Here is a 25,456-nt window from a genome sequence, read left to right as displayed (position 1 = left end):
AGTCTTATGTAAACTAAACAGAAAACCCGAAAATGATAACAGTATTAAATGATAATTTTTCTCAGTTAAACGATTTTTTACATTCAAAATCTTTCAGCAAGATCTTTATTCTGGTTGATGAAAATACGCATGAATATTGCCTTCCTGTGCTGTTAGGAAATCTGGAAACAGATCTGGCTTTTGAGATTCTTGAGATCGAGCCTGGTGAAGAAATGAAAAATATTCAGACGGCCAATCAGCTTTGGGAAATTCTTACAGAAATGCAGGCAGACCGTAAAGCTTTGGTGATTAATCTCGGTGGTGGTGTGATTACGGATATGGGAGGTTTTGTAGCTTCTACCTATAAAAGAGGTATTCCGTTCATTAATATCCCTACTACTCTTTTGTCAATGTGTGATGCTTCCATCGGTGGTAAAACAGGGATCGATCTGATGCATTATAAAAATATGGTGGGAACATTTACTTTCCCTGAGCAAATTTTTGTATATCCAAAATTCCTGGAAACCTTACCTTATAAAGAATTGAGAAGCGGTTTTGCAGAAATGCTGAAACACGGTTTAATTGCAGATGAAAAACACTGGGAAAATCTTATTCATATTTCTAAACTTGATTTTGAAGCTGTTATTCCTCATATTTCTACGTCCATGGAAATTAAGCAAAATGTCGTTCAGGAAGATTTTCAGGAAAAAAATATCCGCAAAACTTTAAACTTCGGACACACGATCGGCCATGCAATTGAAAGCTTATGCTTAAGCCAGGGAAATCCTATTCTTCACGGGGAAGCGGTTGCTATGGGAATGATTACCGAAACGCATCTTTCTTTTTCAGAAGGTCTGATTTCTGAAGAGACCTGCAAAATTATTATTGAAAATATTCAGAAATATTATCCTTATCTGGACATCAGTGATTTTAAAGATGAAGAAATATTCGAACTGTTAATTAATGATAAAAAAAATACAGACAGTAAGATCAATTTTTCACTTATTTCAGAAATCGGATCGTGTACATTTGATTATCAGTGTAACAGGAAAAGTATTACTTCTTCTCTGGAATTTTACAGAAAACTGAACGATGCTTAGATGTTTTTGAGTAAAAAACAACCTAAAAATACACCTAATTTTTAGTGTATTTTTCAATTTAGATTATTTCTAAACAAATGTTTAATTCGTTTTACAAATACCACAAAAACAACAATTTAATTATTTAACAATAATAACTCGTAACTAATTCTATACTGATATTTATCACTGTTTATTTTTTTGGCAAGCAATTTGAAAGATACTCCCCGTCAAATTGATTGACAGTAGTAAAATTTAAAATTAGAAAAAGTAAATTATTAAAAATTAAAGTTATGAAAAAGTTAATTTTAGGAATAGCTCTTACAGCTGGTTCATTAGCATTTGCTCAAACAACTTCAAGCTCGAATATGTCTGCAAGCCCGGTACAATTTGGTATTAAGGCTGGAATAAATGTATCATCAATTTCTAAAGACGGATATGATGATGCTAAATCTAAAGTAGGATTTGCCGGAGGTGTTTTTGCGAATATTCCTTTATCAGAAATGTTCAGCGTTCAGCCAGAGGTAATGTATTCCCAAATGGGATCAAAAGTAACTAGCAGTTCTAGTGGTACAGTTTTAGGAAATAATTTCACATCAAAAAGTTCAGCTACATTGAATTTGGATTATGTGACTATTCCTTTAATGCTTCAATTCAGAGCTACCCCAGCATTTTATGTAGAAGCAGGTCCTGAATTTGGATTTTTGGTAAGTGCAAAAACTAAAGATGCGAATACAACTATTGTAAATGGATCTACAACTACTACTACATCAGAATCCGGTGATGTTAAAGATTATTTTTCAGGATTTAATATGGGTGTAGGTCTTGGTTTAGGATATGATATTACTCCAAACTTCGGTGTTAGTGCAAGATACGTTGCAGGATTTACAGATATTAACAAAAAAGATAGCAACACCAACGGTAATACTTCTCTTCAAAATGATGGAAATAAAAACAGAAATAATACATTTCAAGGTGGTGTTTACTACAAATTTTAATGATCCAAAATCTTAGAAAATACAATTTTGATTTCAATAAAAAGGTCAGGTTTTATAATAAAACCTGACCTTTTACTTATATAAACGAAGATGTTTAATTGAATAATTCTACCTCTTCCCCTTTTCCTACAGGATATTGTTCTGTAAAACATCCAAAGCAGTGATTGGCTGATCCTAAAATCTCTTTTAAATTTTCTACACTTAAAAACTCCAGAGAATCTACGCCAAGATAATTTCTGAGCTCAGGTATTGTCATATTTGCTGAAATAAGATCATCTTTTGACGGAGTATCAATTCCCAGATAACAAGGTGCAATGATTGGCGGAGAAACACTTCTGAAATGAATTTCTTTCACGCCGGCATCTTTTAAGATCTTAACCAATCTCTTGGAAGTCGTTCCACGAACGATAGAATCGTCAATGATAACTACTCTTTTATCTTTAATTTCAGAGATAATCGGGTTTAATTTAAGGTTTACCACTCTTTCTCTCATTTCCTGAGTAGGAACAATAAAACTTCTTCCGATATATCTGTTTTTGATTAAAACAGGTCGGAAAGGTATTCCGGAAGCCTTTGCAAAACCAATCGCCGCAGGAACTCCCGAATCAGGAACTCCAATAACAACATCGGCCTCTACCGGTGCCTGCTGCCAGATCTTTTCTCCTGACTTTTCTCTGATCTCATAAACATTAATATTTTCAAGTGAAGAGTCAGGTCTTGCAAAGTAGATATATTCAAATGAGCAGATTCTCTGTTTACCTTTTTTCTCATCCGCCATGTATGAGTGAAGTTTTCCCGGTTCGTTTTCATTGGTATAAACGATTTCCCCCGGCAAAATGTCGCGAACATACTGAGCCCCCACTGCATCCAGTGCTACAGATTCTGATGCAACAACATAAGATTTTTCATCGATAGCTCCCAAAACCAAAGGTCTGATTCCGTTAAAATCCCTGAAAGCAAAGAATTTGTTTCTCGTCATTCCCACCACCGAATAAGCTCCCTCGATCTTTTCCATGGTCATTTTGATAGCTCCTCGAAGTCCTAAGTCAAGGTTTTTCTGAATCAGTCTTAAAATAACCTCAGAATCAGATGTTGCTCTGAAAACCACACCTTCTGCTTCCAGTTCCGCCTTCAGCTCTTTTGCATTGGTAAGGTTACCGTTGTGCGCTATCGAAAGAATAATCTGATCGTATTCATTCTTTGCAAAGAACGGCTGGAAGTTGTATTTTTTTTTGTCTCCTGCAGTTGTATATCGGGTATGTCCGATTGCGGAGTTTCCCATAAAAGTTTCAGGATCCGGGATCTCTTTATAAACATCCAAAACAAGACCTTCATCTTTCATATTGGTGATTTTCCCGTTCTTCAAAACAGAAATACCACATGCTTCCTGACCTCTGTGCTGTAACGCAAAAAGCCCGAACTGTGAAAGTGAAAACGTATCAAGATCGTTATCAGAATACATTCCGAAGATGCCGCACTCCTCATTCGGAGCATCCAGTCTTTCTTCTTCCTGCGTTCTGAAAAGATTTCTTCCGTAGGTCTGTGTTTCAAACTGTTTTAAATATTCACTTTTATGAATGTCTAAACTTTTCATTTCTATTTTTTCTAAATTAGAAGTTAGATATTAGATGTTAGAAATTAGTCTAAGTTAACTTCAATTATAATTTTAAACTTGTCTTTAATGAGTAAATTATTTTCTGTATCTCAGCTAAAAGCTCTTTTAAAAGAATTATTTTAGTTTCAGAAATAAAGTTTAAATCTATTAATAATTGTAATTGTGTTTGTAACTCATAAGTTGATCCAAACGCAATCCCAAGAAATTGATAAAATTCATTCTTACTATTTCTTCCTGCTCCTTCTGCAATATTGGAAGGTATTGAAACAGCACATCTTCTAATTTGAGATAGTAAACCAAATTTTTCTTCATTTGGTAAATCAGCGGTAACCAGATAAACTTCTTTTACTAAAGTCATCGATTTCCTCCATACTTTAAGATCTTCTATCCGATGCGATTTCATACTAGATTCTAATATCTAACTTCTAACCTCTCAGAATTTATTTACCTAAAGCTTGTTTCAATCTGTTGTAGATTTCAACGTACGCTTCAGTAACTTCGCCAAGATCTCTTCTGAATCTGTCTTTGTCAAGCTTCTTCATCGTATCTTTGTCCCAAAGTCTGCAAGTGTCCGGAGAGATCTCATCTGCTAAGATGATTTCGCCGTCTGAAGTTTTTCCTAATTCTATTTTAAAATCAACCAAGATGATATTCATTTTGTCGAAAAGATCAATCAGGATTTCGTTGATGTCTGAAGTCAGCTCATACATTTCATCAAGCTCTTCATATGTAGCTGCACCTAAGAAAACTGCATGGTGATCGTTGATAAGCGGATCTCCCAACTCATCTTTCTTATAGCAGATATCGAAGATGGTAACCGGAGATTTGATTCCTTCTTCTACTCCTAATCTCTGAGCCATGCTTCCGGCAGAATAGTTTCTTACCACCATTTCCAAAGGAATGATTGATACTTTTCTTACCAATTGCTCTCTTTCGTTTAATTGTTTAATGAAATGAGTTTTAATCCCTTTTTCATTTAAATATTCAAAAATAAGAGTCGTGATTGCGTTGTTCATTTCTCCTTTAAGATCTACAGATCCTCTTTTCTGAGCATTAAATGCAGTAGCATCGTCTTTGAAACGCACGATTACCTCATCAGGATTGTCGGTTGCAAATACCTGTTTTGCCTTACCTTCGTACAACATTTCTTTCTTTTCCATTGCTAAAATTGTCTTTTATTAGATTTATATTTATTTGATTACTATTCCCGTTAAAACTGCCATTCCGAAGCTGAGGAGAGTACCAATAAGGACATACTCTGTAAGCTTTCTTTGCTTAGCCTGTGCAAGATCGCTGAATCTGAATACCGATTTTGCCGCTACCATAAAACCTACGCCTTCCCAATGATCTACCATAATAAAGGTAAATACCAGCAAGCGTTCCAGAATTCCTATATACTTTCCTGCATTTGATAAAGATTCGGTCTGAATATTTCCTGCTACTTCAGGAGCCGGTGTCCATGAAGACAGTAATATTCTTATCATCACAGAAGCCGGCGTTGTTAAAAACAAAGCTGCTCCTATTATTTTTAAATGAGTATAATCCTTCAGAAAATCAAAGTTGAATTCTTTATAATAAAAAGATATTCCAGCGATTACCAGAATATGAAGCGCCTGATCTGCAAAGAACCATATTTTTTGGTCTTTTATCGTTTGGAAACTAAGTTTTGCAGCATCAATGACAAAATGTGAAAGGCCAACCAAAGCGGCAATCCACCAAAGCTGAATATCCCATAGAAATATCAGGCTTAATGCTGTGTGAATAATTACATGAAAGTACAGATAAATACTTTTAAGTTTTTTATTCTCTTTATCTGCAACCCATGAATTTGGCTGAAGAATAAAATCTCCGAGTAGATGTGCCAATATGAGTTTAGTAAAAATCATGCTTAGAGTTCTGAAATTTTCTTTCTGAAATATTGATTGGTCTCTACGATCAGCTCGTAGTTAGCGCGTTTCAGTCTCTGGCTTACAGAAGACTGTGAGATGGCAAATTTCTTCGCAAGATCTTCCTGCGTGATCTCTTTATTCATAATCATTTCGTGGATGATTTCGGCAGTCGCCATCGTCCAGTTATCGAAATCTTTAGATGACCATTTGAGTAAAATATTGAGATCTCTGTCGACAGAGACATTGGACGTTTTTATAGAGACGGTATGACCGTCATTTTTAAGATCGTTAAGAAGTCTTCCTGAGTGAACGTAAGCGGTTCCGTTGGATTCTGTAATCTTATCGGAAGAGAAATTTTCTTCGCCGATACCGATGGCTATTCGTACATCCAGATTTTCCTGGCTTTTGATTAATGATTTTATGGCTAAGAAACGCCAGAAAACATCGTCGATATTACACTTGAACTGAAATTCGTCTCCTCTGTAGATTTCCCATGTGTTGGGAGCGCTTCCCCAATTTTCGAGAAGATTTTTAAGTCTGGTGATCCAAACTTCCGTATCCGCCTGTTGTGAATTTATAATGTCTCCGGTAATGACCGCTATCATTCTGCAAATATAAGCATAATTACTTATATACAAAAAATATAAGGTGTTTCCCTTATAGATAATGCGTATTAGCGAATCTGCTTATATCGATTTTAATAGGTTTCTGATGTTTCATGTATTCACTGGCAATTAAAGGGACAAATACCCTAGCCTTGATTGCAGCGGGCATCCTTTTGGGTGGAGGCCGGAGCATAAACTGAAGGTTTACGAACCTAGTTCAGGAGACCGTCACCCAAAAGATACAGCGGAAAGCAAGATCAAGCTCCTGAAAAACCATTCCGTCACGGAAGAAATTCTGAGCCTTGCCCCTCCTATTTTAAACTTCTCCTTATGATGCGTCAAACTCCTGCTGAAGAGTTGAGCAACTTGTGCTTAAGAGTTAGGCAACTTTTGCTTAGGTTATTGTCAACTCTTGCGTATGAGTTCAAAGACTTGTAAGTAAAATGTTGTTTTTTGTATATAAACTTACGTATTGCCTTCTAAAAAAACGGATAAAATAACACTTAGTAAAGGATGATTTACTCCGTATGTGGCAGCGTGCCTGGATTACGGCTGCGGATTGTTCCTGTTGATAAAATAATATACAGGAAGACCAAGCAACACCAATACGAAGCCGGGCCAAGTGTACTGCTGTTTGTAGATTAATAGTAAAATACAGAAGACAGTACCTATTAACAAATAGATAACAGGCGTAACAGGATACAGCCAGGTTTTATAAGGTCTTTCAAGATCAGGTTTTTTGAATCTTAAATAAATAACTCCAAACACTGTAATCATATAGAATAACACAATGACAAAGGAAATCATATCGAGAAGGTTTCCATACTGCCCGCTCAGACATAGTATAGATGCCCATATTCCCTGCATCCAGAGTGCATTTTCAGGAACCTCATTTTTATTGTTCTTTTCGGCCTGTCTGAAGAACATTCCGTCTTTCGCCATAGTCTGAAAAACCCTTGCTCCTGCCAGGATCAATCCATTATTACATCCAAAAGTAGAAACCATGACCAAAACAGCGATAATTACTGTTCCTGCACTTCCGAAAATAAAATGAGAAGCTGCTACGGCTACCCTGTCATTTTCTGCGAAAGCAATGGAGTCTCTGTCGAGCGCATTCAGGTACACATAATTAACGGCAATATATAGGATCATCACCGCGGTTGTGCCGTAAATCATTGATTTTACGACATTCTTTTTCGGATTTTCGATTTCACCTGATACAAAAGTTACACTTTCCCAAGCTACAGAACTGAAAACAGAACCTACCATCGCTGCAGCAATTCCGCCTAGCAGTGTCATTCCGCCAATAGGTTCCCAACCTTCTTTCAGGAAATTACCAAAGCTGTCTTTTGTAAGATTATTAAAACCTTCATATCCAAAGCTAAAATTTTCTGCCAGATGAGAAATATCCACTAAAATAAAGCCTGCCGCAATAAGCCCTACCAGAGCTATTATTTTTGAACCCGTAAAAACATTCTGGAGTAATTTACCACTTTCTACTCCTCTGGTGTTAATGTAAGTAAGCAAAAGAATGATTGCAATGGCCAGCATCTGGATCCATGTGATCTTAAATTCACCACTTTGAAAAATAGGAGCAGCATCATTCAATGCCGGAATCAGATAGGCCGTAAATTTGCCAAAAGCCATAGCCACAGCAGCAATCGTTCCGGTTTGTATTACCGTAAACAGCCCCCATCCGTAGAGGAATCCCATCTTTCTGCCAAAGATTTCTTTTAAATAAGTGTATTGTCCGCCAGCTTTAGGAAACAATGCTGAAAGTTCACCATAACTTATTGCTGCTGCAACCGTCATAATTCCGGTGATTACCCAAACCACAATCATCCAGAATCCTGAACCGAGATTTCTCATCATATCTGCGCTGACAATGAAGATTCCGCTTCCGATCATTGAACCCATTACCAACATAATGGCATCCCAAAGTTTTAGTTTTTTCTGCATAATAAAGTATAGGCTTCAAATATAAATAATTATAGGTTTAGTTTGTTTTAAAATTATGACGGAGTTGTCTTAATTGTTTTTTAACGCAACAGACGCAAAAGTTTTATTGAATAACAAGGAGCATATTTTTTCGGTTGCGAAGGCGTTATACTCAACAAAGGCTTTAGATATAGATACATTGCTATCATTTGCTGAGTGTAACGCCCTTGCGAACGAATTATGCAGGATGATTGATTATTTTTTTTGCGGACGTTGCGTTAAAAATTAGTGTTTGTCAATTTTAACGCAATAGTCGCTAGGATTTATTTGAATAACTATCCGATTATTTTTTGAGCGCGAAGGCATTTCATTCAGCGAATGATAGCGGCATATTATATATCAAATTTTGGCTGAGTGTAACGCCATTGCGAATGAACTATGCAGGATGATTGATTATTTTCTTTGCGGACATTGCGTTAAAAATTGGTGTTTGTCAGTTTTAACGCAATAGTCGCTAGGGTTATTGAATAACTAAGTGATTATTTTTTTGAGCGCGAAGGCGTTTCACTCGGCAAATGATAGCACAGTCTAGTGAATGGTCAAATAGTAAAAAAAAATAACAGAATATGCTTTCACAAGATAATAGTAATATCTTATCCATAAATCCGTTGCTGAGTGAAACGCCTTTGCGAACCGATTATGAAGAATAATTGTTAATTTTCTTTGCGGACTTTGCGTGAAAAAATTATGCATCTTGAGTATTTTTAACGCAAAAGGCGCTAGGATTTATTGAATGATTTTATGGCTATTTTTTTGAGCGCAATGGCACTCCGTTCAGCAAATGATAGCAATGTATGATGTAGGATGCCTTGGCTGAGTGAAACGCCTTTGCGAACCGATTATGCAGAATAATTGTTAATTTTCTTTGTGGGCGTTGCGTGAAAAAAAGAATTAAGCACAACGAATTAATGAACTGAACAAACAACCTGCTTTTTATAAATTTTTCAAAGATTTTATCATTCAGATTTTATTAGTACTTTTGAAAAAAATATTAAAAATGAAACTTAAATCATTATTATTCGCAACAGCATTGGGAATTTCTACAATGGCTTTTTCACAGGAATCAAAAAAATTCGGTCCACCGGCAGGAAATGCTCTTGTTGGAGATACGTATGGTGGTGGAGTGGCATCCAAAGCTGAATCTAAAGCAATATCAGTAGACAAATTAAGCAAGAAGCTTAAAAAAGATAACAAAAAAGTAGAAAACGTTGCGGTAAAAGGAAAAGTAACCGACGTATGTGACAAAAAAGGATGCTGGCTTACCATTCAGACAGAAGATAGTTCTCAGTTCTTTGTTAAAATGAAAGATTATGCTTTCTTCGTTCCAACTGCCCTAAAGGGTAAAAATGTAGTATTAGAAGGAACCGCAGAAAGAAAAATAACTTCTGTAGACGAACAGAAACATTACGCGGAAGATGCTAAGAAACCTCAATCTGAAATCGATGCTATTACGACTCCGAAAGAAGAGATCAGATTTGTAGCCAATGGAATTAAGGTGGTAAATTAAAAGTTATTTTGATTTACACAATTTAAAATAACAATCACAGTACAAATAATACTAAAGCGGAACAATCAGTTCCGCTTTTTTTAGTCTTCTATTGTAAAATTCACTTCAGTATCAAGCTTAGGATATTTTGTGAGAGAAATAAATTTTTTCCCTGTACAGTCAATTTCCAGCCAGCCTTTTCGTCCTTTTACATCACCCACCTCCATCACAAAAGGCACAAAAGATATCTCGTCTTTACCTTCCTCTTTTAGTTCGCGGTACTGCACGGCAATATCTAAAATGCATTCATGATCGGTATTGAGTTTTACATTTCGGTAAATAATATCATAATGGGTCTCTTTATTTTCAGGAATTTCAAAATAAGTTTCCCAGCCTTCTGTATCTGAATCGATTTCAGAAATTGCTTTTAATGCATAATACAACGCAATCGTGTAATATTTCCGGGTGTCTTTTCTGGTGTAATCATTTACAAAATGTCCTCCTTCAAACAAAATCGTCGGCATTCCGGCTTTAATGAAATTATCTCCGGTAGATGCGGGATAAAATTCATCAGAATATCTTCCGATCTGGTTCGGGATCATTTCTTTCAGATGATTGTAAACATTGGCAATTACTGCCATACATTTCTTCCTGTTTTCAGTGATGGTTCGTTCAACATTTTCCGATGGAGCCAAAAAAGAGAGTGTAGCAGGATGAATTCCGTCTGTGGTAAAAATAGTTCTCTGCTCATGAAGATTCAGAGCATAATGATATTTTTTCTTTGCAACAACTTGTTTTAATATTTTGATTTCCTTGCTCGCTTCGTTATGAAAATCTCTGTTAAGATCAATATCCGAAGCATTCAGTCGTGTCCATTTTTCAGAGCCATCAGGATTTAACATAAATATAAAGTCCAGTGTAATTTTATTGAGCAATTCATCCTTTAATTCCGGTGCTTTATCTAAAGTTATCAGAAGATCCAGCATGGCATGTGTCGCGTTAGATTCGTTTCCGTGCATCTGTGACCAAGCCAATATTGAAATATCTCCATTTCCTATTGTCAGTTGATAAATAGGTTTGTCTAAATAAGATCTTCCTATCTCACAAATGTAATTGCTGAGATTCGTATGTAGGTAAAAAAATAATTTTTCGGGGGAAATATAGCGATTAGGGAAGTCTGGATTTTGTTGATACAAATGTTCAAAATTCATTGTGTAATAGTTTACAAGAGTCAAATTTACTTAATTTTTAATGAAATATAAAATTAACATTTGTAATTGGATTAAACACTTCAAATTGACAGAATGTCTGTGGATAAAATTGTGGATTAACAATAATTTAATGTGTTATATTTAAAAAACTTTAAATCAAATACTTATGATTTTTATCTAAATATTAATTAGAACATTACTTTAAGTAATAAAATAAAGGGTTATATACATTTGGGTGTAATTCCATTAAACATTCTAAAGTGTGGAAAAAATTTAAACCATCACTATATACAAATGTAAATTGTTGATAATTTAAATAATTAACTTCTTAATTTGCTACCAATTTGATGCTGGTTTAGAAATGTAACTTTAAAATATGAACATCCATAATAGTAGATTATTTAACCTAAACTATATCTTAGAAAATTCCTATTGAATAGTGTTTACAAAGATTTTTGCAATGATGCTTTATAAGTTAATTCACAAAATCAGAGATTTAATAGACACTACTCCATTTTAGATTTTTAAAGCAAAAAATTTGCTGTATAAGGCATGAATACTATGAAAAGTAGAAGTTAATATGGAAATATACTCTAGTATAATGTTTAATTAATGTTATACTTTAAATACGGCATAAATAATTACGTTTGTGGAAAATTTGTTGAATAAAAAAACAGTTATTTAATAATTAAATAATAAACAATTAAAAATCAATATATTAAACGTTTACATTTGTATATTGTGAATATTTACAACTGTTTACTTTTGTATTTTTCATTTGTAAATTTTATCTTTACATTTGTAAAGTGATTAAAAAGCTTATTATATGAGTTTAAATGACAGAATTTCTAAGGTTATTGAATATTCAGGATTAACACCTTCAGAGTTTGCAGACGAGATTGATGTACAACGCTCTTCTATTTCGCATATAACTTCGGGAAGAAATAAACCATCCTTAGAATTTATCATAAAAATAAAATCGAGATTTCCTGAAATTCTCTGGGATTGGCTCGTTACCGGTGAAGGACTGATGCTGAAATCTGATTTACCCGAAGTCAGCGAAACTATTAAGGAAGACCCAAATATTTTAGAAGAGGAAAAATCAAAACCGACATCTCTCCCCGATCTTTTTACGATGATGAACGAAGATGAAGATTTCGGTGTTGAAGAGGCTGAAATTAAAGAAGAAAAAATACCTTCCGGAGAATCGTCTATACCGCCCACAAGTAAGACAAGGGAAAAAATACCCGATTCTCAGCGATTAGAAAATGACATTCCCATAAATACAATTCAATCAACTGAAAATAAAGGAGTTGGCATAAAACGTATTGTTATTTTCTACGAAAACGGAAAATTTGAAAGTTTTGAGCCTTAAAAATAAATTTTAAGAAAAATTTTACACCATAAAAAAGCCTTACAAAAAATCTGTAAGGCTTTGATATTTTTAATAGAAAAAATTATCTAGTATGTTTCCTTCTTTCCAATTCTTTTTTAATGAGCCCCAGCTCTCTTCCGGTTTGGCCGGCCACAGAGGTATTTTCCTGAGCTCTTCTTGTAAGATACGGAACAACATCTTTTACAGGCCCATAAGGAAGGTATTTGGCCACATTATACCCTTTGTCAGACAGGTAGAAAGTAATATTATCACTCATGCCGTACAATTGCCCGAAATACACATGGGCATTTCCGTTTTCAAGATTTTTAGCTTTCATTTTATCCATTACTAACTCTGAAGAAATTTCATTGTGCGTTCCAAAAAAAGCTGAAACTTTATCCAGATGGTTCATCACAAAATCGATTCCTGCATTATAGTTTTTATCAGAAGCTTCTTTCGTCGGCTGTATTGGATCAGGATAACCTTTTTCGGCAGCTCTCGCTCTTTCTTTTTCCATATATGCGCCTCGAACGATCTTATAACCAATAAAATATCCTTTATCTCTGGCTCTCTGCAATTGCTCTTCCATATACTCCAGTCTTCCGGTACGATACATCTGAATGGTATTCCAGACGATAGGCTTTTGCTGATTATATTTTTCCATCATTTCTTCGCAAAGCTGATCTGCTGCATCCTGCATCCAGGTTTCTTCAGCATCTACCATTACTTTCTTGTCGTTTTCATGGCATAATTTACAAACCTCATCGAATCTTTTCACTACTCTTTTCCATTCTTCTTTCTGGCTTGAGGTTAATTCTGCGTTGCTACCGACAGCCTCATAAAGATCTATTCTACCGAAAGCAGTAGGCTTAAAAACAATAAAAGGGATAGCAGGATTGCCAACGGAAAACTTCACGATATCTTTGATCTCATTGCAGACTGCATCAAATGTTTCTTCATCTTCTTTCCCCTCAATAGAATAATCGAAAATGCTTCCCACCCCTCTTTTAAAAAGCTGCTTTACAACTTTCATACTTTCTTCACGTGTTTCTCCACCGCAAAACTGTTCAAATAAAGTATTTTTTACGATTCCGGTAACGAATGGAAAATTGTTGTGAACGGTAAAATTTAGGACAGAAGTTCCGACTTTTGTGAGTGAGGGCTGTTCAATCATTTTGAACATCCAATACGCTTTTCTTAATTGCGCATCAGATTTATCTGCAAATGCAATTTTAGTATCGTTAAAAATGGGCATTACTTTTATAGATTTATAGTTCTGCAAAGGTAAGGATAACGAAAGATTTTTTAAAGAATTTTTTCTATAATTTACCTTCCAGACCACTCAGAAGCATGGAAATAATTCCTAAAAAAACCCACAGTCTCAGAATATTGATGGTAAAAAATTTATTTCTTCGTGAATTACTGATAATGAGATAAATACACAGAATAAAAACCAAAAGTCCGATAACAAAATAATAGGCCATAAATCCTGAAATACCAGTTCGTAGAATCAGTTTTAGGGAAACTGCCATTGTAATAAACATGAGGGAAACTATAATTCCGTTTGTTGTTTTAGCATTGAAATAATTTGGAATAGTAGTATAGCCAAACGCTTTGTCAACACTTTTTGTTAAAGTATCTTTCACAATATCAATACATAATAAAACCAGAAAAAGAAAAATGGCCATTAAGAGTACTTTTTTTGAGAAAGTTTCATAATATACCATCATTCCAAAGAAAGGATACAAAGTAAGGCTTACAAAAGTGAGATTATTTAAAATAAGAATACGGCTCAGCTTATGGCTGTAAAACCACATAAAAAACTGATAAACAATAAAGAATACAAAAACCTTATGCGAAATCATCCAGGCAACGCTTAATGAAATCATGCTGAGAAAAAGATAGGCATAAAGAAAATATTTCTGCTTGATAAAGCTCTGAATTCTCGTCCGGAAAGGTTTCACCAAATGATCTTTTTCAAAATCATAAAACTGATTAATAATTCCTCCCGCTAGAATGGTAAGCACTGTACAGAAGATTATTCCGTGAACTTTAAAATCGAAAACAAACCTGCTGAAACTTTCATCCTGGTTGAACAGAAAAAATGTGGATACATATAATGCAAAAGTAAGGAGGGCTGCAACAAAAAAGCGAGCTCCCAAAAGAAAGCCCACAAATTGTGAAAATCTGTAATATAAAGATTTTTTGATATAATTTTTCTCCTGGAAATTTTCTTTTTCAGAATTCATTTCCAATGATTTAGAATCTGTAAATCACTTCTTTATTAAATCCGTCGAGCATTTTTTCTGCTTTTTCGTAATCTTTAGTAAAACCTAAAATATAGCCTCCGCCGCCACTGCCGCAAAGTTTTAAATAATAAGCATTAGAATCCAAGCCTGTTTTCCATACCTTAAAAATACTTTCCGGAATCATAGGGCGAAAATGCTCATAAGCCCAGTGAGAAAGTTTTTTAAGATTTCTGAAAAAAGGGTTCATATCCTTTTTAAGGAAAGAATCGATACAGGCGTTATTGTAACGGATGAACTCTTCTTTAAGCGTTTTTCTGAAGCCTTCAGTCTTCATTTTCTCAAAGAAAATCTGAACCATCGGTCCCGTTTCTCCTGTCATTCCGGAATCGATTAAAAAAATAGCTCCTTTTCCTGCCTCACTTGCAGGGATTGCAACTTTATCTACACTTTCTCTGCTTTCAATAAGGATCGGCAGATTCATGTAGCAAATCAGAGGATCAATTCCTGAGCTTTTTCCGTGAAAATAGCTTTCCATTAATCCGAAAACATATCTGAGATTTTTTAATTCATCTTTGGAAATGTTTTCCGGCTCATGTTTGGAAATCGAATACCGTTCAAAAATAGCAGCCACCAAAGCTCCGGAGCTTCCGACACCATAGCCCTGAGGAATATTGCTGTCGAAGAATAAGCCTGAAGAAATTTCTTCTTTAAATTTTGAAACATTTATTTCAAAAGTGTCTGGAAGAGACAGATTTTCAAGATAGTCTGCGTATTTTTTAAGATGTTCATTAGATTTTCTTTCAAATTCGGAATCTAATGATGAGAACTTGAGGGTACCTTTATAAAAACTATAAGGTAATGTCAAACCTTGGGAATCTTCTATGATTCCGTATTCTCCGAACAAAAGAATTTTTGCGTAAAATAATGGGTTTGTCATTTAGATAAATAAATTTTGTGCAAATGTAAAATTATTCTGTTGAATATAAGCAAAAGTCACGCCGAATTCTAACATATTTTAACACCAATTATTGATACATAATTTAAAAAAGTCAAAAAAGAATACTTCTTTTATTAAAGTTAACAAAAAAGCCTGAAGTAATCAGGCTTTCATTGTAAAATATTTAAAATTATTGTTTTATTAATTTCTTAGTAACTTTTTGTTTATCTGTTTCTACAGTTACTACATAATTTCCTGTCTGTAAGGGTGAAATATTCACTTCAAATTTATTTCCTTTTAAATCAGAAGATGATTTCACCAATCGTCCGGATTCATCATAAATTTTAAATGATTTTAATCTTTCTTTAGAAGAAATCGTTATCATACTTCTTGCCGGATTTGGATAAATACTCACAGTATTATCCTTTGTATTTACATCTTCAACAGCAAGAACAGCGCATGAAAAATTGGCTTTCCAACCTATATCATTTTCTGCCGGATCTGATTCGAATTTTACCGTAATCGCTCCGGAAGGGTGTGTAGAAGTGAATGTTCCCGGTAAAGTACTTCCTGTTAAGCTGTTTCCATTAGCAAATATAGGCGAACTAGTAGAAGGACCATTATAAATATACATGAAATCGTAATCCTGTTCCAGTCCGAATTCTGTGAAGTTCATCGTTAATGCTCCTGAGCTTGGGTAGAAGGTTTTCACAATCGTCTGGTTGTCTCCGTAATTGGCTGTTAGACCTCCTGTATCTGTGAAAACAGACCCGTTACACCAGTCGCCATCCGTCATGAATAACTGTGTTCTCTGATATCCCGCCGAACAATCTGTTCCTACAGACAAAAAATAATATGTCGCTGGCTGAAGGCCTGAAAGGCTTAGGGATTGTGTTGATGTTGTTCCGTTACTGAGAACTGTTCCATCAAACTTTGTTAATTTATATTTCCACGAATTAGATGTTGCGTCATTAAAAGATGCATTTGCAGAAATTTGCGTAATGTTTGAAACTTGCAATCCGCTAATCGTTGTTGCACATGCTGTTGTACAATTTATTCCTAAACATGGTTTTGATTCCACCGTATTTCTGATTAAGGCTGCAGGCTGCGGACCAAAACCATTGGAGAAATTGATTCCAACTCCTGAAATTAAATGACAGTAGCTCATAATGGTTCCTTTTTCTGTAGTGGACGGAATTGGCCCCGTACAGCCTTCATTGGCTCCTGCTGCCGGTCCACAACCATCGATGGCCGTATTATTTCCGTTCCAGGCACATGCGTGTGTGTGAGGAGAACCCATGCTATGTCCCATTTCGTGAGTCATTGCCATAATTGTCCATGAATATACCGGAACACTATTATATGTCTGTGCAGCACCTGAATAAGCATGTCTGCTAGTTGTACAAAGAGAGTTCACATACGCTACACTCGTCGTAGATGGTTGGTTGACCAAATGCGCAAGATCACCATTAAAAGTCTGTCTGTTTGTTCTGAAACTTGCAAGATTGGCATTCGGAGTTCCTGTATAAGGATCTGCAGTAGTCCAGATATAAATCTCATTAAGAGCAATCTTTACATCATCATTGTTATAAAGTGTAGAGATATTGTTATGAATGGCAGTAAGCCAGTTTGCAGTGGTCGTTGTATTGGAACCGTTGTTGACATACGGTGTGTAGCAAATCTCATAATAGATTCTCACACAGTTCTGAGTCAATGATTTACCCGCAGTATTCTTTGCATCAGGATTGAAAGAAACTTTTTGTTTCTGATTTTCTGCCAATTCATCAGCGCCACAAATAAAAGGATTTATGCCTGTTAGTTTTGAGTCTGAATAACTTACAAAATCAGTAGAATTTTTCACTTTACCAACAATAATATTTCCTAATTCCGGTGTGGAAGCAACTCCTACAATATCATTGTCAAAGAAGCTAAAGGCTGCAACAGATTTGTTATCACCTTTCACGATTCCCTGATAATAAACACCCGGTGTATAGTTTACAATTTCTCCTTTACTCGTAACTACTTTAAATTCATTGGTAAAAATGTTATTCTTGTAAAGCTCCATCGTAATCTGCTTTCCGTCAAACGGAAATGATACTTCAAGATAGTCGGGCTTCTCATATACAAGTTTCTTCAGTTGTTTGTTATCAATATTAAGAACAGAGATATCCGTTGCAGCTCTTTTGTACTCGGACAATTTTTCTGAAGACTTATTGACGGTAAATAAATCATACTTTTCAAAACTTTTGTTTTGAGTATGAAATTCCGAAACTTTTCGGGCAACAGGTTTAAGATCCTGCGAAAAGCCTAAAACTGCAAATTGTAATATGCAGAAAATCAGGATTTTTTTTATCATATTTTTCATTAATTTAGGATTCACAAATAAACAAAAAAAATTACAATTAATAAATATATGATAAAAATTTAATTATAATAATTACAATAAATATATCAAAATTAAAATTTAATTCAATATTATACATTATTAAAGCAAAAAAAAAAGACGTTTTAAAAACGCCTTATATAATTTGATATTCATTTTTTAGTTATTCTTAGTATTATTGAGTTTTAAGAATCGTATTAAAATCAACCCGATAAAGAAGAAAATTGCCATTGAAAATGCTGCAAACCTCATCCCAGAAGCGGAAGGTAACATAATATCAATTTTAGCAAAAATTTCACGTAAAGAATCATATTTATCGATAAATAATGCGAATACGAAAGTTCCTACTATGATCGCAATTTTTTCCAGTACATCATAAAAACTAAAAAATGTAGTATTTTCCATTGAATTTTCGGGTAAAAGTTTGGAATAGGTAGATCTTGACATCGCCTGTAGCCCTCCCATTACCAGCCCTACAACTCCGGCAACACCATAAAACTGATATTCAACCGTAGGATTTTCCTTGTTAAGGAAATACGCCCAGATACAGGCTACAATCCATAACACAACTGCAATTGATATTACATTTTTATTTCCTATTTTCCTTGATAATCTTGAGAAAATAACCGCTCCGATAATTGCTTCAATCTGAATAATTAAGAGAGTTCCTATTAATTTATCCTGAGGAAGATTAATTTCACTTTTCCCAAATAATGTTGCCATCAGGAAAATGGTCTGCATTCCAACGCTGTAAAAGAAAAAACTTGACAAGAAAAATTTGAGGTTTCTGTGCTTGAAAAGTTCCTTACCTACTTTAAAAAGTTCATTGAAACTTTCTTTACCGATATCTTTATAGAAACAAAGGTTATCTTTTAAAACTTCAAAAAAACCGCCCTGTTCTTCGTGCTTTTTGAAGAGGTTTTTATAATTTAATAATACTAGGTCTTTCGGAAGTTTTTCTTTCACGTCTCCAAACTGAGGTAAATGTTTGAAAGTATATTGTGAAAAACCGAACCACCACGCTCCTGTCAATAGAAAACTTACTCTCGTAAACAACAGCTGTTTTTCAGGATCTCCTTTTGCTACCACCTGAATTAATACCAAACAGATAATTACCAGCACTACAGAACCAATATATCCATATACATACCCTTTTGCTGAAAGTGCATCTTGTTTATCTCTGGTGGCAATATCCGGCAAGAATGAGTTGTAAAACACGAGACTTCCCCAAAACCCGACACTTGCCGTAATACTAAAGAGCAAGCCCAGAAAAACGTTATGCATTCCGGTGAACATGGCCAGTCCCATACAGGAAGTTGCACCTAAATAACAGAAAAACTGTAAAAAAGATTTTTTATTCCCGATTGTATCTGCTAATGAAGACAGAAAAGGAGATAGTAATACTACAATAAAGAATGAGATCGTAAGTGAATATCCGTAGACGGCATCCGGCTGATATTCTTTACCAAAAATGGTAATCATATGCCTTACAGGAACATCAATATAAGATTTTGTTTCCTGTACATACTCCTTTTTCTCGTACGCTGTGGTAAGAATGGAATAGTAAATCGGGAAAATAGTAGAAGTAATTACCAGAGAATACACTGAATTGGCCCAGTCGTACACCGCCCAGGCTTTCATGATCTTTGGATTATTCTTTATGTTTTGAGTTTGCAGATTCTCAATTTCAGACATTTCAAATAATATTAGTAGCACAAAAATAGGAAAACGAATGAATATTCAGAGATTTTATTTTCTTTCCTCCACATTTTATTTTGCAGGTAAAACTTTAAAGCTAAAAAAGCAATACAACATTTCCGAAATATACCTTTCAGTAGTCGTAAACCTTCAGTGATATTCAAATCTTTATTTAAATGAGAATTATTATTAAAAAAAATCCGGAAGTAAAAACCTCCGGATCAGTATATGATTTAAAAAATTCTTATTGCATATTTTCAATCACAATGGCTGAAGCACCGCCACCTCCGTTACAGATTGCAGCAGCACCGTATTTACCGTTATTTTGTTTCAATACGTTGATTAATGTTACGATAATTCGTGAACCTGAACTTCCAAGCGGATGCCCGATAGCTACTGCTCCACCGTTTACATTCACTTTAGAGGCATCTAATCCTAAAATTTTATTGTTTGCCAGACCAACGACAGAAAATGCTTCATTGAATTCAAAGAAATCGATATCCGTAATTGCTAAACCTGCTTTTTTAAGGGCAATAGGAAGCGCTTTTGAAGGTGCTGTCGTAAAGTCTTCCGGAGCCTGAGCGGCATCAGCATAAGAAACGATTTTTGCTAATGGTTTAAGGCCTAATTCTTCCATTTTTTCTTTAGAAACAAGAATTAAAGCAGAAGCTCCGTCATTAAGAGTAGAAGCGTTAGCGGCCGTTACTGTTCCTTCTTCTTTTTTGAAAACGGTTGCAAGCGTTGGAATTCTGTCGAAATTTACCGCTTTGTATTCTTCATCTTCAGCAAAAACAATCGGTTCACCTTTTCTCTGAGGAATTTCTACCGGTACTACCTCATCAGCAAATTTTCCTTCACTCCATGCTTTAGCAGCTCTTTTATAAGATTCTATAGCAAAATTATCCTGATCTTCTCTTGAAATGCTGTAATCAGTTGCACATTTTTCTGCGCAAACGCCCATGTGTACTTTGTTATAAACATCTGTAAGACCGTCTAAAACCATTCCGTCCAGCATCTTTACATCACCTAATTTAGTTGCATTTCTTGCATTATAATAGTGAGGAACGGAAGACATGTTTTCCATACCTCCGGCAACGATTACATCTGCATCACCAGCCTTTATAGCCTGTGCAGCCATCGTAACGGCCTTCATTCCTGAAGCACAAACTTTATTTACCGTAGTAGAAGGTGTTTCATTTGAAAGTCCTGCTCCCAAAGCAACCTGACGGGCAGGAGCCTGTCCTTCCCCGGCTTGTAAAACATTTCCCATATAAATTTCCTGAACCTGTTTAGGATCAAGATTTATTTTATCTAATGCTCCTTTTACAGCTACAGATCCCAGCTTTGTAGCCGGAACGCCAGCCAAACTTCCCCAAAAACTTCCCATCGGGGTTCTTACTGCGGAAACGATAAATACTTCTTTCATTTTATAGTTCTATTTTTTATTTAAATATATTTTTCGATTATTAATTTTAAATCCTGAATCTTTTGACATTGACAAAAATTATTTTTATTATTTTGACAATTATTTTCTATTCCTTGCAAAAAGGATAATAAAAGCTCCAAGAAATTCAATGATCCAGCCCCATTTTAATTTTACAATACCAGCAAGCTTGTCCTGCCAAGATTTAAAAGGCATAAAACTGAAATATTCGGAAGCCTGAAGCTTCACCGCAAATAATGTAAAGACAAATAAAACAATCAGCAGGATAGCAAAAATTTTTGTGACCGCTACCTTGTTATTTGCAATACCAAACAAAGATCCTGCAGCAAGAATCCAGCATGCAATCGCAAGGAAATGGTCAAGTTTCCAGTAGTTCCAGTTTCCGATAACGGGTACATGAACCAGCGGGAAAAAACTTCCTGCCACGACCAATATTAAACCTAATAACTGAATATTTTTCATAATTCCTAAAGTGCCAAAATACAAAAAAAAACACACTTAGAATCAGTGTGTTTTAAAAGTAAATTTTACTTAATTATCATTCAGAAATGACAAAACAATTAATAAAAATTTAATCATTATGTAATATAAAACAAGAATCATTATGTAATTAAAAACTTGCATTTAAGAGTTCTATACCAATCTGAAGTCCGTATTTGCTTTTGAGATTCGCATTATTATTAAATGCCGGTGTAAAATCTTTCTGAACAAAGACATTAAATCCTGCATATCCAATTCCTAATTTTCCTCCAAAAATAATATCATTTACGCCATGGTTAATAGACTCTCTTTCAACAATTCTCTTGCTGTAGTCATTGGAATACTTGTTATAAATATTGCTTGCAATTCTTACCGCTCCATAAACACCTGCGACAATGGAGAACTGGCTTACTCTGTTGTTTAGATATTTGGTTCCGTTGTGTTCAATATATTTAGGATTCAGAACAAACTTAAACTCAACAGGCACAAAAAGATAATGGTTGTTTATATGAGTATCTTTCAGATTACCTTTCGTAAATTCTTTGGTATCCAGTATCTGATTTTCCTGAGTAAAGGTCTTTCCGTATTTAGCCTTCGACTGATCCCATCGGTAGCCCAGTCCTAACCTGTAAAAAAACGGGCTTGTAAAATTTCCGAGCTGACCTTGGTATCTCACCATATATACCGCAGAATTGAATACTGTATTTTTAAAATCTAAGGTATTATTTAAAAATGCAAAAGTTTTATCTTTAGTTGTGTAATTCGTTCCCACTAATGCTACTACATATTGCCAAGTACGAAGATAGTCAGCAGGTTTAGTTTTATCTTCATCCATAAGTATTGATACCCCTCCCAGCCCGAAAACGATCTGATTTTTATCTTTATGCAGCGAGTCTACCGGTTTTAAAACGGCATCTTTTACCGCCTGTCTTGTAAATTCCTCAAATTCATTTCTATGAGCATCTATTTTTTCATTGATCGTTTGTTCATATTTTGAAGCAATATCTGCTCTTTGTTTTTGTTTTTCATCACTGTTGATTTTGTTTCGTTTAAAATCATGGTCAACCTCATCGAGTTCTTTATTCATTTTTACTTTTTCAGAAACGACAATGCTGTCAATCATTTTAGAATAATTCTTCAGAGAAACATCCATATTCATAGTTTCCTGTGCGAATGAATATGAAAAGCCCATTAGACAAGCCATTAAAGCTATTTTAGATTTCATGTATATTAATTATTTTTTAAACAGGATTTTTGTTTTAAGTTGTCTTTTTTAAATTAGAAAATGGCAGTAATTATTTAGAATCTACATACACCGTTACACCCAATACGGTTACATTCTCAACATTGGGAGTCGGTTTATCAAAATTAAAAATCCCAATTTTCACATCATTTCTATAAGGATTTCGGCTTGTTTTATCAAACTCTCTTCCCAAAAGAAGCTCATTTGAATTGATGTAAGTTGGTTTTGTTTTCTTTACTTCAGCGATCACCGGAACATGATTTTCTATTCCGGCAGGTTGGATATCTAATTTTTCCGGCTGCTTTACGGCAATCTGCTGTATTTTCACAACAGAAACTTCATTTTTTATTGTGGTATTTTCTTTTTCAGGGACTAAAACCTTATCAAAATTTGTTTCCTTGTCTTTAATTACAATCTTTTTATTGCTTTTTTCAGTCGGTGCAGATTTTGGGTAAGCTGTTGGGTATTTTAAATCCGGATTATTAGGATTAACCGTTATTTCTAAGCTTTTTTTAACAATATAATTTACCTTCTCATTCCCGGAATCGTTTCCTGAATTAAAATAAAAAACAGTTCCCATTGAAATTAAGAATACTATTACAGCAGCATACTTCCACCATTCAAAAGTTTTTTTTGAAATTGTTACAGGATTTTCTTCAAGTTGCTGCTCCAATCTGCTCCAAAGCTCAGAGGAAGGCTTGATTTCCAGTTCTTCGTAGTTGGATTTTAAATTATTTAACATATTGTTTTTCATCCTTTTTTTGTTTTAAAAAATCAGTAATCCATTTTTTGGATTTGCTAAGCTGGCTCTTGCTTGTACCTTCAGAAATATTAAGTATTTCCGCAATTTCATGATGTTTTTTCTCCTCAAATACATACAGATTGAAAATGAGTCTGTAGCCATCAGGCATTTTAGAAAAAATCTCGCTAATATTAACTTCCTCGATTTCTTCTCCCCAATTTTCATCCGTATATTCGATTGTATTCACATCAATATCAGAGTAAAGAATATTTTTATTTTTTCTGATAAAATTGATGGAATTGTTAACCACTATTTTTCTCAGCCAAAACGGAAAACTTCTCCATTCTCTACATTCTTCTATTTTTGAAAAACAGGTAAAAAAAGAATTTATCACAATATCTTCGGCATCATGAATATTATTAACATAAGAGTTTGCAATGGCTAGCATTTTCGCTGAAAACATTTCGTAAAGAGCTTTCTGCCCTTTTCGATCCTGTTTTTTCGCCAGCTTAAAATTCTCTTCTAAATGCTTCATGTATCGGTTTCTATCTATAAGACGTAACTTTGATTAAATAGTTGCCTCAAAAAATAAAAAAATTGCACTTTTTTTGAAAGTGCAATTTAATATATTAATTATCAATGCTATTGATTAATGATTGATCTTTGAAATTTCTTCGGGATTGTGTTTGTGTTTAAATAACACGGCAAATAATATTGCTAAAACTAAAGCATAAGCTGCAAAAGCGATCCAAATATTTTGCCAGTCCCTCAGCATTACATACGAAGACAGAGTTCCATCAGCATTTACAGAAGCGTTGAATGTATTTTTAAGAATCTCCAGAAAGATAGTATTATCCGGTGTTGTATCCAAATGAGCAGCCAATGCTGACGCATTTGTAAATTTATGGGTAAAGAACCGATCAATTGCCCATCCAGCAATATTACTCCCGAAATAAGCTCCGAAGCCATTCGTCATCATCATAAATAATCCCTGTGCAGAAGAACGGATCTTTTTATCTGTTGTAGTTTCCACAAAAAGTGATCCGGAAATATTAAAGAAATCGAATGCCATACCATACACTATACAGGATAAGATGATTAATGATACACCGTAGCCTTCAGGACTTCCGTAAGCAAAGAATCCGAATCTCAATACCCATGCAAACATCGAAATCAACATGACCTTTTTAATTCCGTATCGTTTTAAAAAGAAAGGAATGGCCAGGATAAATAAGGTTTCCGAAACCTGAGATATCGACATTACAATAGTTGATCTTTGGACTACAAAAGAATCTGCATATTTAGGAAAATGAGAAAATTCGCTCAAGAAAACGTCTCCGTAAGCATTGGTTAACTGTAAAGCAGCGCCCAAAAGCATTGAAAATCCGAAGAATAAAGCCATTTTATAATTTCCAAACAGCTTAAATGCATTCAGACCCAATTGTTCAACTACAGGAGCATTCTTATCTATGAGCTTCTGCGGAGGACATTTTGGTAAAGTAAGCGCATAAATTCCCAAAAGGATAGCTGCAGCTCCTCCGATATAAAATTGTCCTTCCGTAGCTTTATTCCCTGTAAGATTGGTAACCCACATGGCTACAATAAAACCAATGGTTCCCCAAACGCGAATCGGGGGAAAATCTTTAACAACATCCAGATTACTGTTCTTTAAAACAGTATAAGAAATAGAATTTGCAAGTGCAATAGTAGGCATATAGAAGCACATCGCAACAAGCATTACGTAATAAAAAGAACCCGGATTTTCTGTATGCGGTAAAAAGAAAAGAACCAACCCATAAAGGATTTGAAGGGCAGAAAAAATTCTTTCTGCATTAACCCATCGGTCAGCAATAATACCTGTAATAGTAGGCATAAATATAGAAGCAATCCCCATTGTTCCGAAAACGGCTCCAAATTGTGCCCCATCCCAGTGTTTTGTTCCGAACCAGAAATTCGCTATTGTAATCAGCCAAGCTCCCCAAACGAAGAACTGAAGAAAACTAAGGATCGTAAGACGTAGTTTTAAGTTCATAAGTCAGTATAAT

General features: G+C 34.7%; 22 protein-coding genes. 4 read left to right on the top strand and 18 right to left on the bottom strand.

Annotated features, from left to right (window positions below; genetic code table 11):
• Positions 1-32: 32 nt before the first annotated feature.
• Positions 33-1,079 carry a 3-dehydroquinate synthase gene (gene aroB / locus BLR30_RS14325; RefSeq protein ID WP_089860350.1) on the top strand — a complete coding sequence of 349 codons (1,047 nt, stop codon included), beginning with the start codon at positions 33-35 and terminating at the stop codon, positions 1,077-1,079.
• Positions 1,080-1,351: 272 nt separating this feature from the next.
• Complete coding sequence (locus BLR30_RS14320) at positions 1,352-2,056, top strand: porin family protein (RefSeq protein WP_089860542.1); 705 nt, start codon at positions 1,352-1,354, stop codon at positions 2,054-2,056.
• Positions 2,057-2,150: 94 nt separating this feature from the next.
• On the opposite strand, the gene purF is transcribed toward BLR30_RS14320, so the two are convergent.
• The 6 genes from purF to BLR30_RS14290 all read right to left on the bottom strand — a co-directional run bounded on the left by purF (position 2,151) and on the right by BLR30_RS14290 (position 8,124).
• Positions 2,151-3,650 carry an amidophosphoribosyltransferase gene (gene purF, locus BLR30_RS14315; RefSeq protein ID WP_089860346.1) on the bottom strand — a complete coding sequence of 500 codons (1,500 nt, stop codon included), beginning with the start codon at positions 3,648-3,650 and terminating at the stop codon, positions 2,151-2,153.
• Between the two features lie 64 nt (positions 3,651-3,714).
• Positions 3,715-4,074 (bottom strand): four helix bundle protein, encoded by a 360-nt coding sequence (locus BLR30_RS14310; protein ID WP_089860343.1) that lies wholly within the window; start codon positions 4,072-4,074, stop codon positions 3,715-3,717.
• 37 nt (positions 4,075-4,111) lie between these two features.
• Positions 4,112-4,831, bottom strand: coding sequence for a phosphoribosylaminoimidazolesuccinocarboxamide synthase (gene purC, locus BLR30_RS14305; protein WP_089860340.1), 720 nt, complete (start codon positions 4,829-4,831; stop codon positions 4,112-4,114).
• 30 nt (positions 4,832-4,861) lie between these two features.
• Positions 4,862-5,557, bottom strand: a complete 696-nt coding sequence (locus BLR30_RS14300) for a DUF3307 domain-containing protein (RefSeq protein WP_089860338.1) — start codon at positions 5,555-5,557, stop codon at positions 4,862-4,864.
• Between the two features lie 2 nt (positions 5,558-5,559).
• Positions 5,560-6,165, bottom strand: a complete 606-nt coding sequence (locus tag BLR30_RS14295) for a SatD family protein (protein WP_089860335.1) — start codon at positions 6,163-6,165, stop codon at positions 5,560-5,562.
• A 546-nt stretch (positions 6,166-6,711) separates the two neighbouring features.
• Positions 6,712-8,124 (bottom strand): APC family permease, encoded by a 1,413-nt coding sequence (locus tag BLR30_RS14290; protein WP_089860332.1) that lies wholly within the window; start codon positions 8,122-8,124, stop codon positions 6,712-6,714.
• A 1,036-nt stretch (positions 8,125-9,160) separates the two neighbouring features.
• On the opposite strand from BLR30_RS14290, the gene BLR30_RS14285 reads away from it, so the two are divergent.
• Positions 9,161-9,670, top strand: coding sequence for a DUF4920 domain-containing protein (locus tag BLR30_RS14285; RefSeq protein ID WP_089860329.1), 510 nt, complete (start codon positions 9,161-9,163; stop codon positions 9,668-9,670).
• A gap of 80 nt (positions 9,671-9,750) precedes the next feature.
• Here the strand turns inward: BLR30_RS14285 and BLR30_RS14280 are convergent, their stop codons facing one another.
• The gene (locus BLR30_RS14280) at positions 9,751-10,860 is read right to left on the bottom strand and encodes a M14 family zinc carboxypeptidase (RefSeq protein WP_089860326.1); all 1,110 of its coding nucleotides are present in this window, start codon (positions 10,858-10,860) and stop codon (positions 9,751-9,753) included.
• 826 nt (positions 10,861-11,686) lie between these two features.
• On the opposite strand from BLR30_RS14280, the gene BLR30_RS14275 reads away from it, so the two are divergent.
• Positions 11,687-12,235: a helix-turn-helix transcriptional regulator gene (locus BLR30_RS14275; RefSeq protein ID WP_089860323.1), complete on the top strand. Its 549-nt coding sequence runs from the start codon at positions 11,687-11,689 to the stop codon at positions 12,233-12,235.
• Between the two features lie 82 nt (positions 12,236-12,317).
• Here BLR30_RS14275 and BLR30_RS14270 read toward each other — a convergent pair whose 3' ends face one another.
• The 11 genes from BLR30_RS14270 to BLR30_RS14220 form a co-directional block, all read right to left on the bottom strand.
• Positions 12,318-13,490 (bottom strand): proline dehydrogenase family protein, encoded by a 1,173-nt coding sequence (locus BLR30_RS14270; RefSeq protein ID WP_089860319.1) that lies wholly within the window; start codon positions 13,488-13,490, stop codon positions 12,318-12,320.
• 64 nt (positions 13,491-13,554) lie between these two features.
• Complete coding sequence (locus BLR30_RS14265) at positions 13,555-14,484, bottom strand: UbiA family prenyltransferase (RefSeq protein WP_089860316.1); 930 nt, start codon at positions 14,482-14,484, stop codon at positions 13,555-13,557.
• A 10-nt stretch (positions 14,485-14,494) separates the two neighbouring features.
• Positions 14,495-15,421: a mevalonate kinase family protein gene (locus BLR30_RS14260; RefSeq protein ID WP_089860313.1), complete on the bottom strand. Its 927-nt coding sequence runs from the start codon at positions 15,419-15,421 to the stop codon at positions 14,495-14,497.
• Between the two features lie 190 nt (positions 15,422-15,611).
• Complete coding sequence (locus BLR30_RS14255) at positions 15,612-17,777, bottom strand: T9SS type A sorting domain-containing protein (RefSeq protein ID WP_089860539.1); 2,166 nt, start codon at positions 17,775-17,777, stop codon at positions 15,612-15,614.
• Between the two features lie 186 nt (positions 17,778-17,963).
• Positions 17,964-19,499 carry an MFS transporter gene (locus BLR30_RS14250; RefSeq protein WP_089860310.1) on the bottom strand — a complete coding sequence of 512 codons (1,536 nt, stop codon included), beginning with the start codon at positions 19,497-19,499 and terminating at the stop codon, positions 17,964-17,966.
• Positions 19,500-19,746: 247 nt separating this feature from the next.
• Positions 19,747-20,928, bottom strand: a complete 1,182-nt coding sequence (locus tag BLR30_RS14245) for an acetyl-CoA C-acyltransferase (RefSeq protein WP_089860306.1) — start codon at positions 20,926-20,928, stop codon at positions 19,747-19,749.
• A gap of 99 nt (positions 20,929-21,027) precedes the next feature.
• Entirely contained in the window at positions 21,028-21,408 is a 381-nt protein-coding gene (locus tag BLR30_RS14240) for a hypothetical protein (RefSeq protein WP_089860304.1), read from the bottom strand.
• 148 nt (positions 21,409-21,556) lie between these two features.
• Positions 21,557-22,651, bottom strand: coding sequence for a hypothetical protein (locus BLR30_RS14235; RefSeq protein WP_089860301.1), 1,095 nt, complete (start codon positions 22,649-22,651; stop codon positions 21,557-21,559).
• A gap of 70 nt (positions 22,652-22,721) precedes the next feature.
• A complete protein-coding gene (locus BLR30_RS14230) occupies positions 22,722-23,423 on the bottom strand; it encodes a hypothetical protein (protein ID WP_089860298.1) in 702 nt (233 codons plus the stop codon).
• Positions 23,401-23,946, bottom strand: a complete 546-nt coding sequence (locus BLR30_RS14225; RefSeq protein ID WP_089860295.1) for an RNA polymerase sigma factor — start codon at positions 23,944-23,946, stop codon at positions 23,401-23,403. Before BLR30_RS14225 ends, BLR30_RS14230 begins: the two co-directional genes overlap by 23 nt.
• A gap of 114 nt (positions 23,947-24,060) precedes the next feature.
• Positions 24,061-25,443, bottom strand: coding sequence for a nucleoside permease (locus BLR30_RS14220; RefSeq protein ID WP_089860292.1), 1,383 nt, complete (start codon positions 25,441-25,443; stop codon positions 24,061-24,063).
• Between the last annotated feature and the right edge of the window lie 13 nt (positions 25,444-25,456).

It is taken from the genome of Chryseobacterium taeanense, assembly GCF_900099685.1.
Lineage (GTDB): Bacteria > Bacteroidota > Bacteroidia > Flavobacteriales > Weeksellaceae > Chryseobacterium > Chryseobacterium taeanense.
This window is presented reverse-complemented; position numbering and strand designations above follow the sequence as displayed.

Coding starts and splice junctions, on each gene's coding strand:
- BLR30_RS14220 (WP_089860292.1), bottom strand. CDS start 25,443: ATGAACTTAAAACTACGTCTTACGATCCTTAGTTTTCTTCAGTTCTTC.
- BLR30_RS14255 (WP_089860539.1), bottom strand. CDS start 17,777: ATGATAAAAAAAATCCTGATTTTCTGCATATTACAATTTGCAGTTTTA.
- purF (WP_089860346.1), bottom strand. CDS start 3,650: ATGAAAAGTTTAGACATTCATAAAAGTGAATATTTAAAACAGTTTGAA.
- BLR30_RS14265 (WP_089860316.1), bottom strand. CDS start 14,484: ATGAATTCTGAAAAAGAAAATTTCCAGGAGAAAAATTATATCAAAAAA.
- BLR30_RS14295 (WP_089860335.1), bottom strand. CDS start 6,165: ATGATAGCGGTCATTACCGGAGACATTATAAATTCACAACAGGCGGAT.
- BLR30_RS14320 (WP_089860542.1), top strand. CDS start 1,352: ATGAAAAAGTTAATTTTAGGAATAGCTCTTACAGCTGGTTCATTAGCA.
- BLR30_RS14235 (WP_089860301.1), bottom strand. CDS start 22,651: ATGAAATCTAAAATAGCTTTAATGGCTTGTCTAATGGGCTTTTCATAT.
- BLR30_RS14225 (WP_089860295.1), bottom strand. CDS start 23,946: ATGAAGCATTTAGAAGAGAATTTTAAGCTGGCGAAAAAACAGGATCGA.
- BLR30_RS14245 (WP_089860306.1), bottom strand. CDS start 20,928: ATGAAAGAAGTATTTATCGTTTCCGCAGTAAGAACCCCGATGGGAAGT.
- BLR30_RS14310 (WP_089860343.1), bottom strand. CDS start 4,074: ATGAAATCGCATCGGATAGAAGATCTTAAAGTATGGAGGAAATCGATG.
- aroB (WP_089860350.1), top strand. CDS start 33: ATGATAACAGTATTAAATGATAATTTTTCTCAGTTAAACGATTTTTTA.
- purC (WP_089860340.1), bottom strand. CDS start 4,831: ATGGAAAAGAAAGAAATGTTGTACGAAGGTAAGGCAAAACAGGTATTT.
- BLR30_RS14285 (WP_089860329.1), top strand. CDS start 9,161: ATGAAACTTAAATCATTATTATTCGCAACAGCATTGGGAATTTCTACA.
- BLR30_RS14280 (WP_089860326.1), bottom strand. CDS start 10,860: ATGAATTTTGAACATTTGTATCAACAAAATCCAGACTTCCCTAATCGC.
- BLR30_RS14290 (WP_089860332.1), bottom strand. CDS start 8,124: ATGCAGAAAAAACTAAAACTTTGGGATGCCATTATGTTGGTAATGGGT.
- BLR30_RS14260 (WP_089860313.1), bottom strand. CDS start 15,421: ATGACAAACCCATTATTTTACGCAAAAATTCTTTTGTTCGGAGAATAC.
- BLR30_RS14230 (WP_089860298.1), bottom strand. CDS start 23,423: ATGAAAAACAATATGTTAAATAATTTAAAATCCAACTACGAAGAACTG.
- BLR30_RS14250 (WP_089860310.1), bottom strand. CDS start 19,499: ATGTCTGAAATTGAGAATCTGCAAACTCAAAACATAAAGAATAATCCA.
- BLR30_RS14270 (WP_089860319.1), bottom strand. CDS start 13,490: ATGCCCATTTTTAACGATACTAAAATTGCATTTGCAGATAAATCTGAT.
- BLR30_RS14300 (WP_089860338.1), bottom strand. CDS start 5,557: ATGATTTTTACTAAACTCATATTGGCACATCTACTCGGAGATTTTATT.
- BLR30_RS14240 (WP_089860304.1), bottom strand. CDS start 21,408: ATGAAAAATATTCAGTTATTAGGTTTAATATTGGTCGTGGCAGGAAGT.
- BLR30_RS14275 (WP_089860323.1), top strand. CDS start 11,687: ATGAGTTTAAATGACAGAATTTCTAAGGTTATTGAATATTCAGGATTA.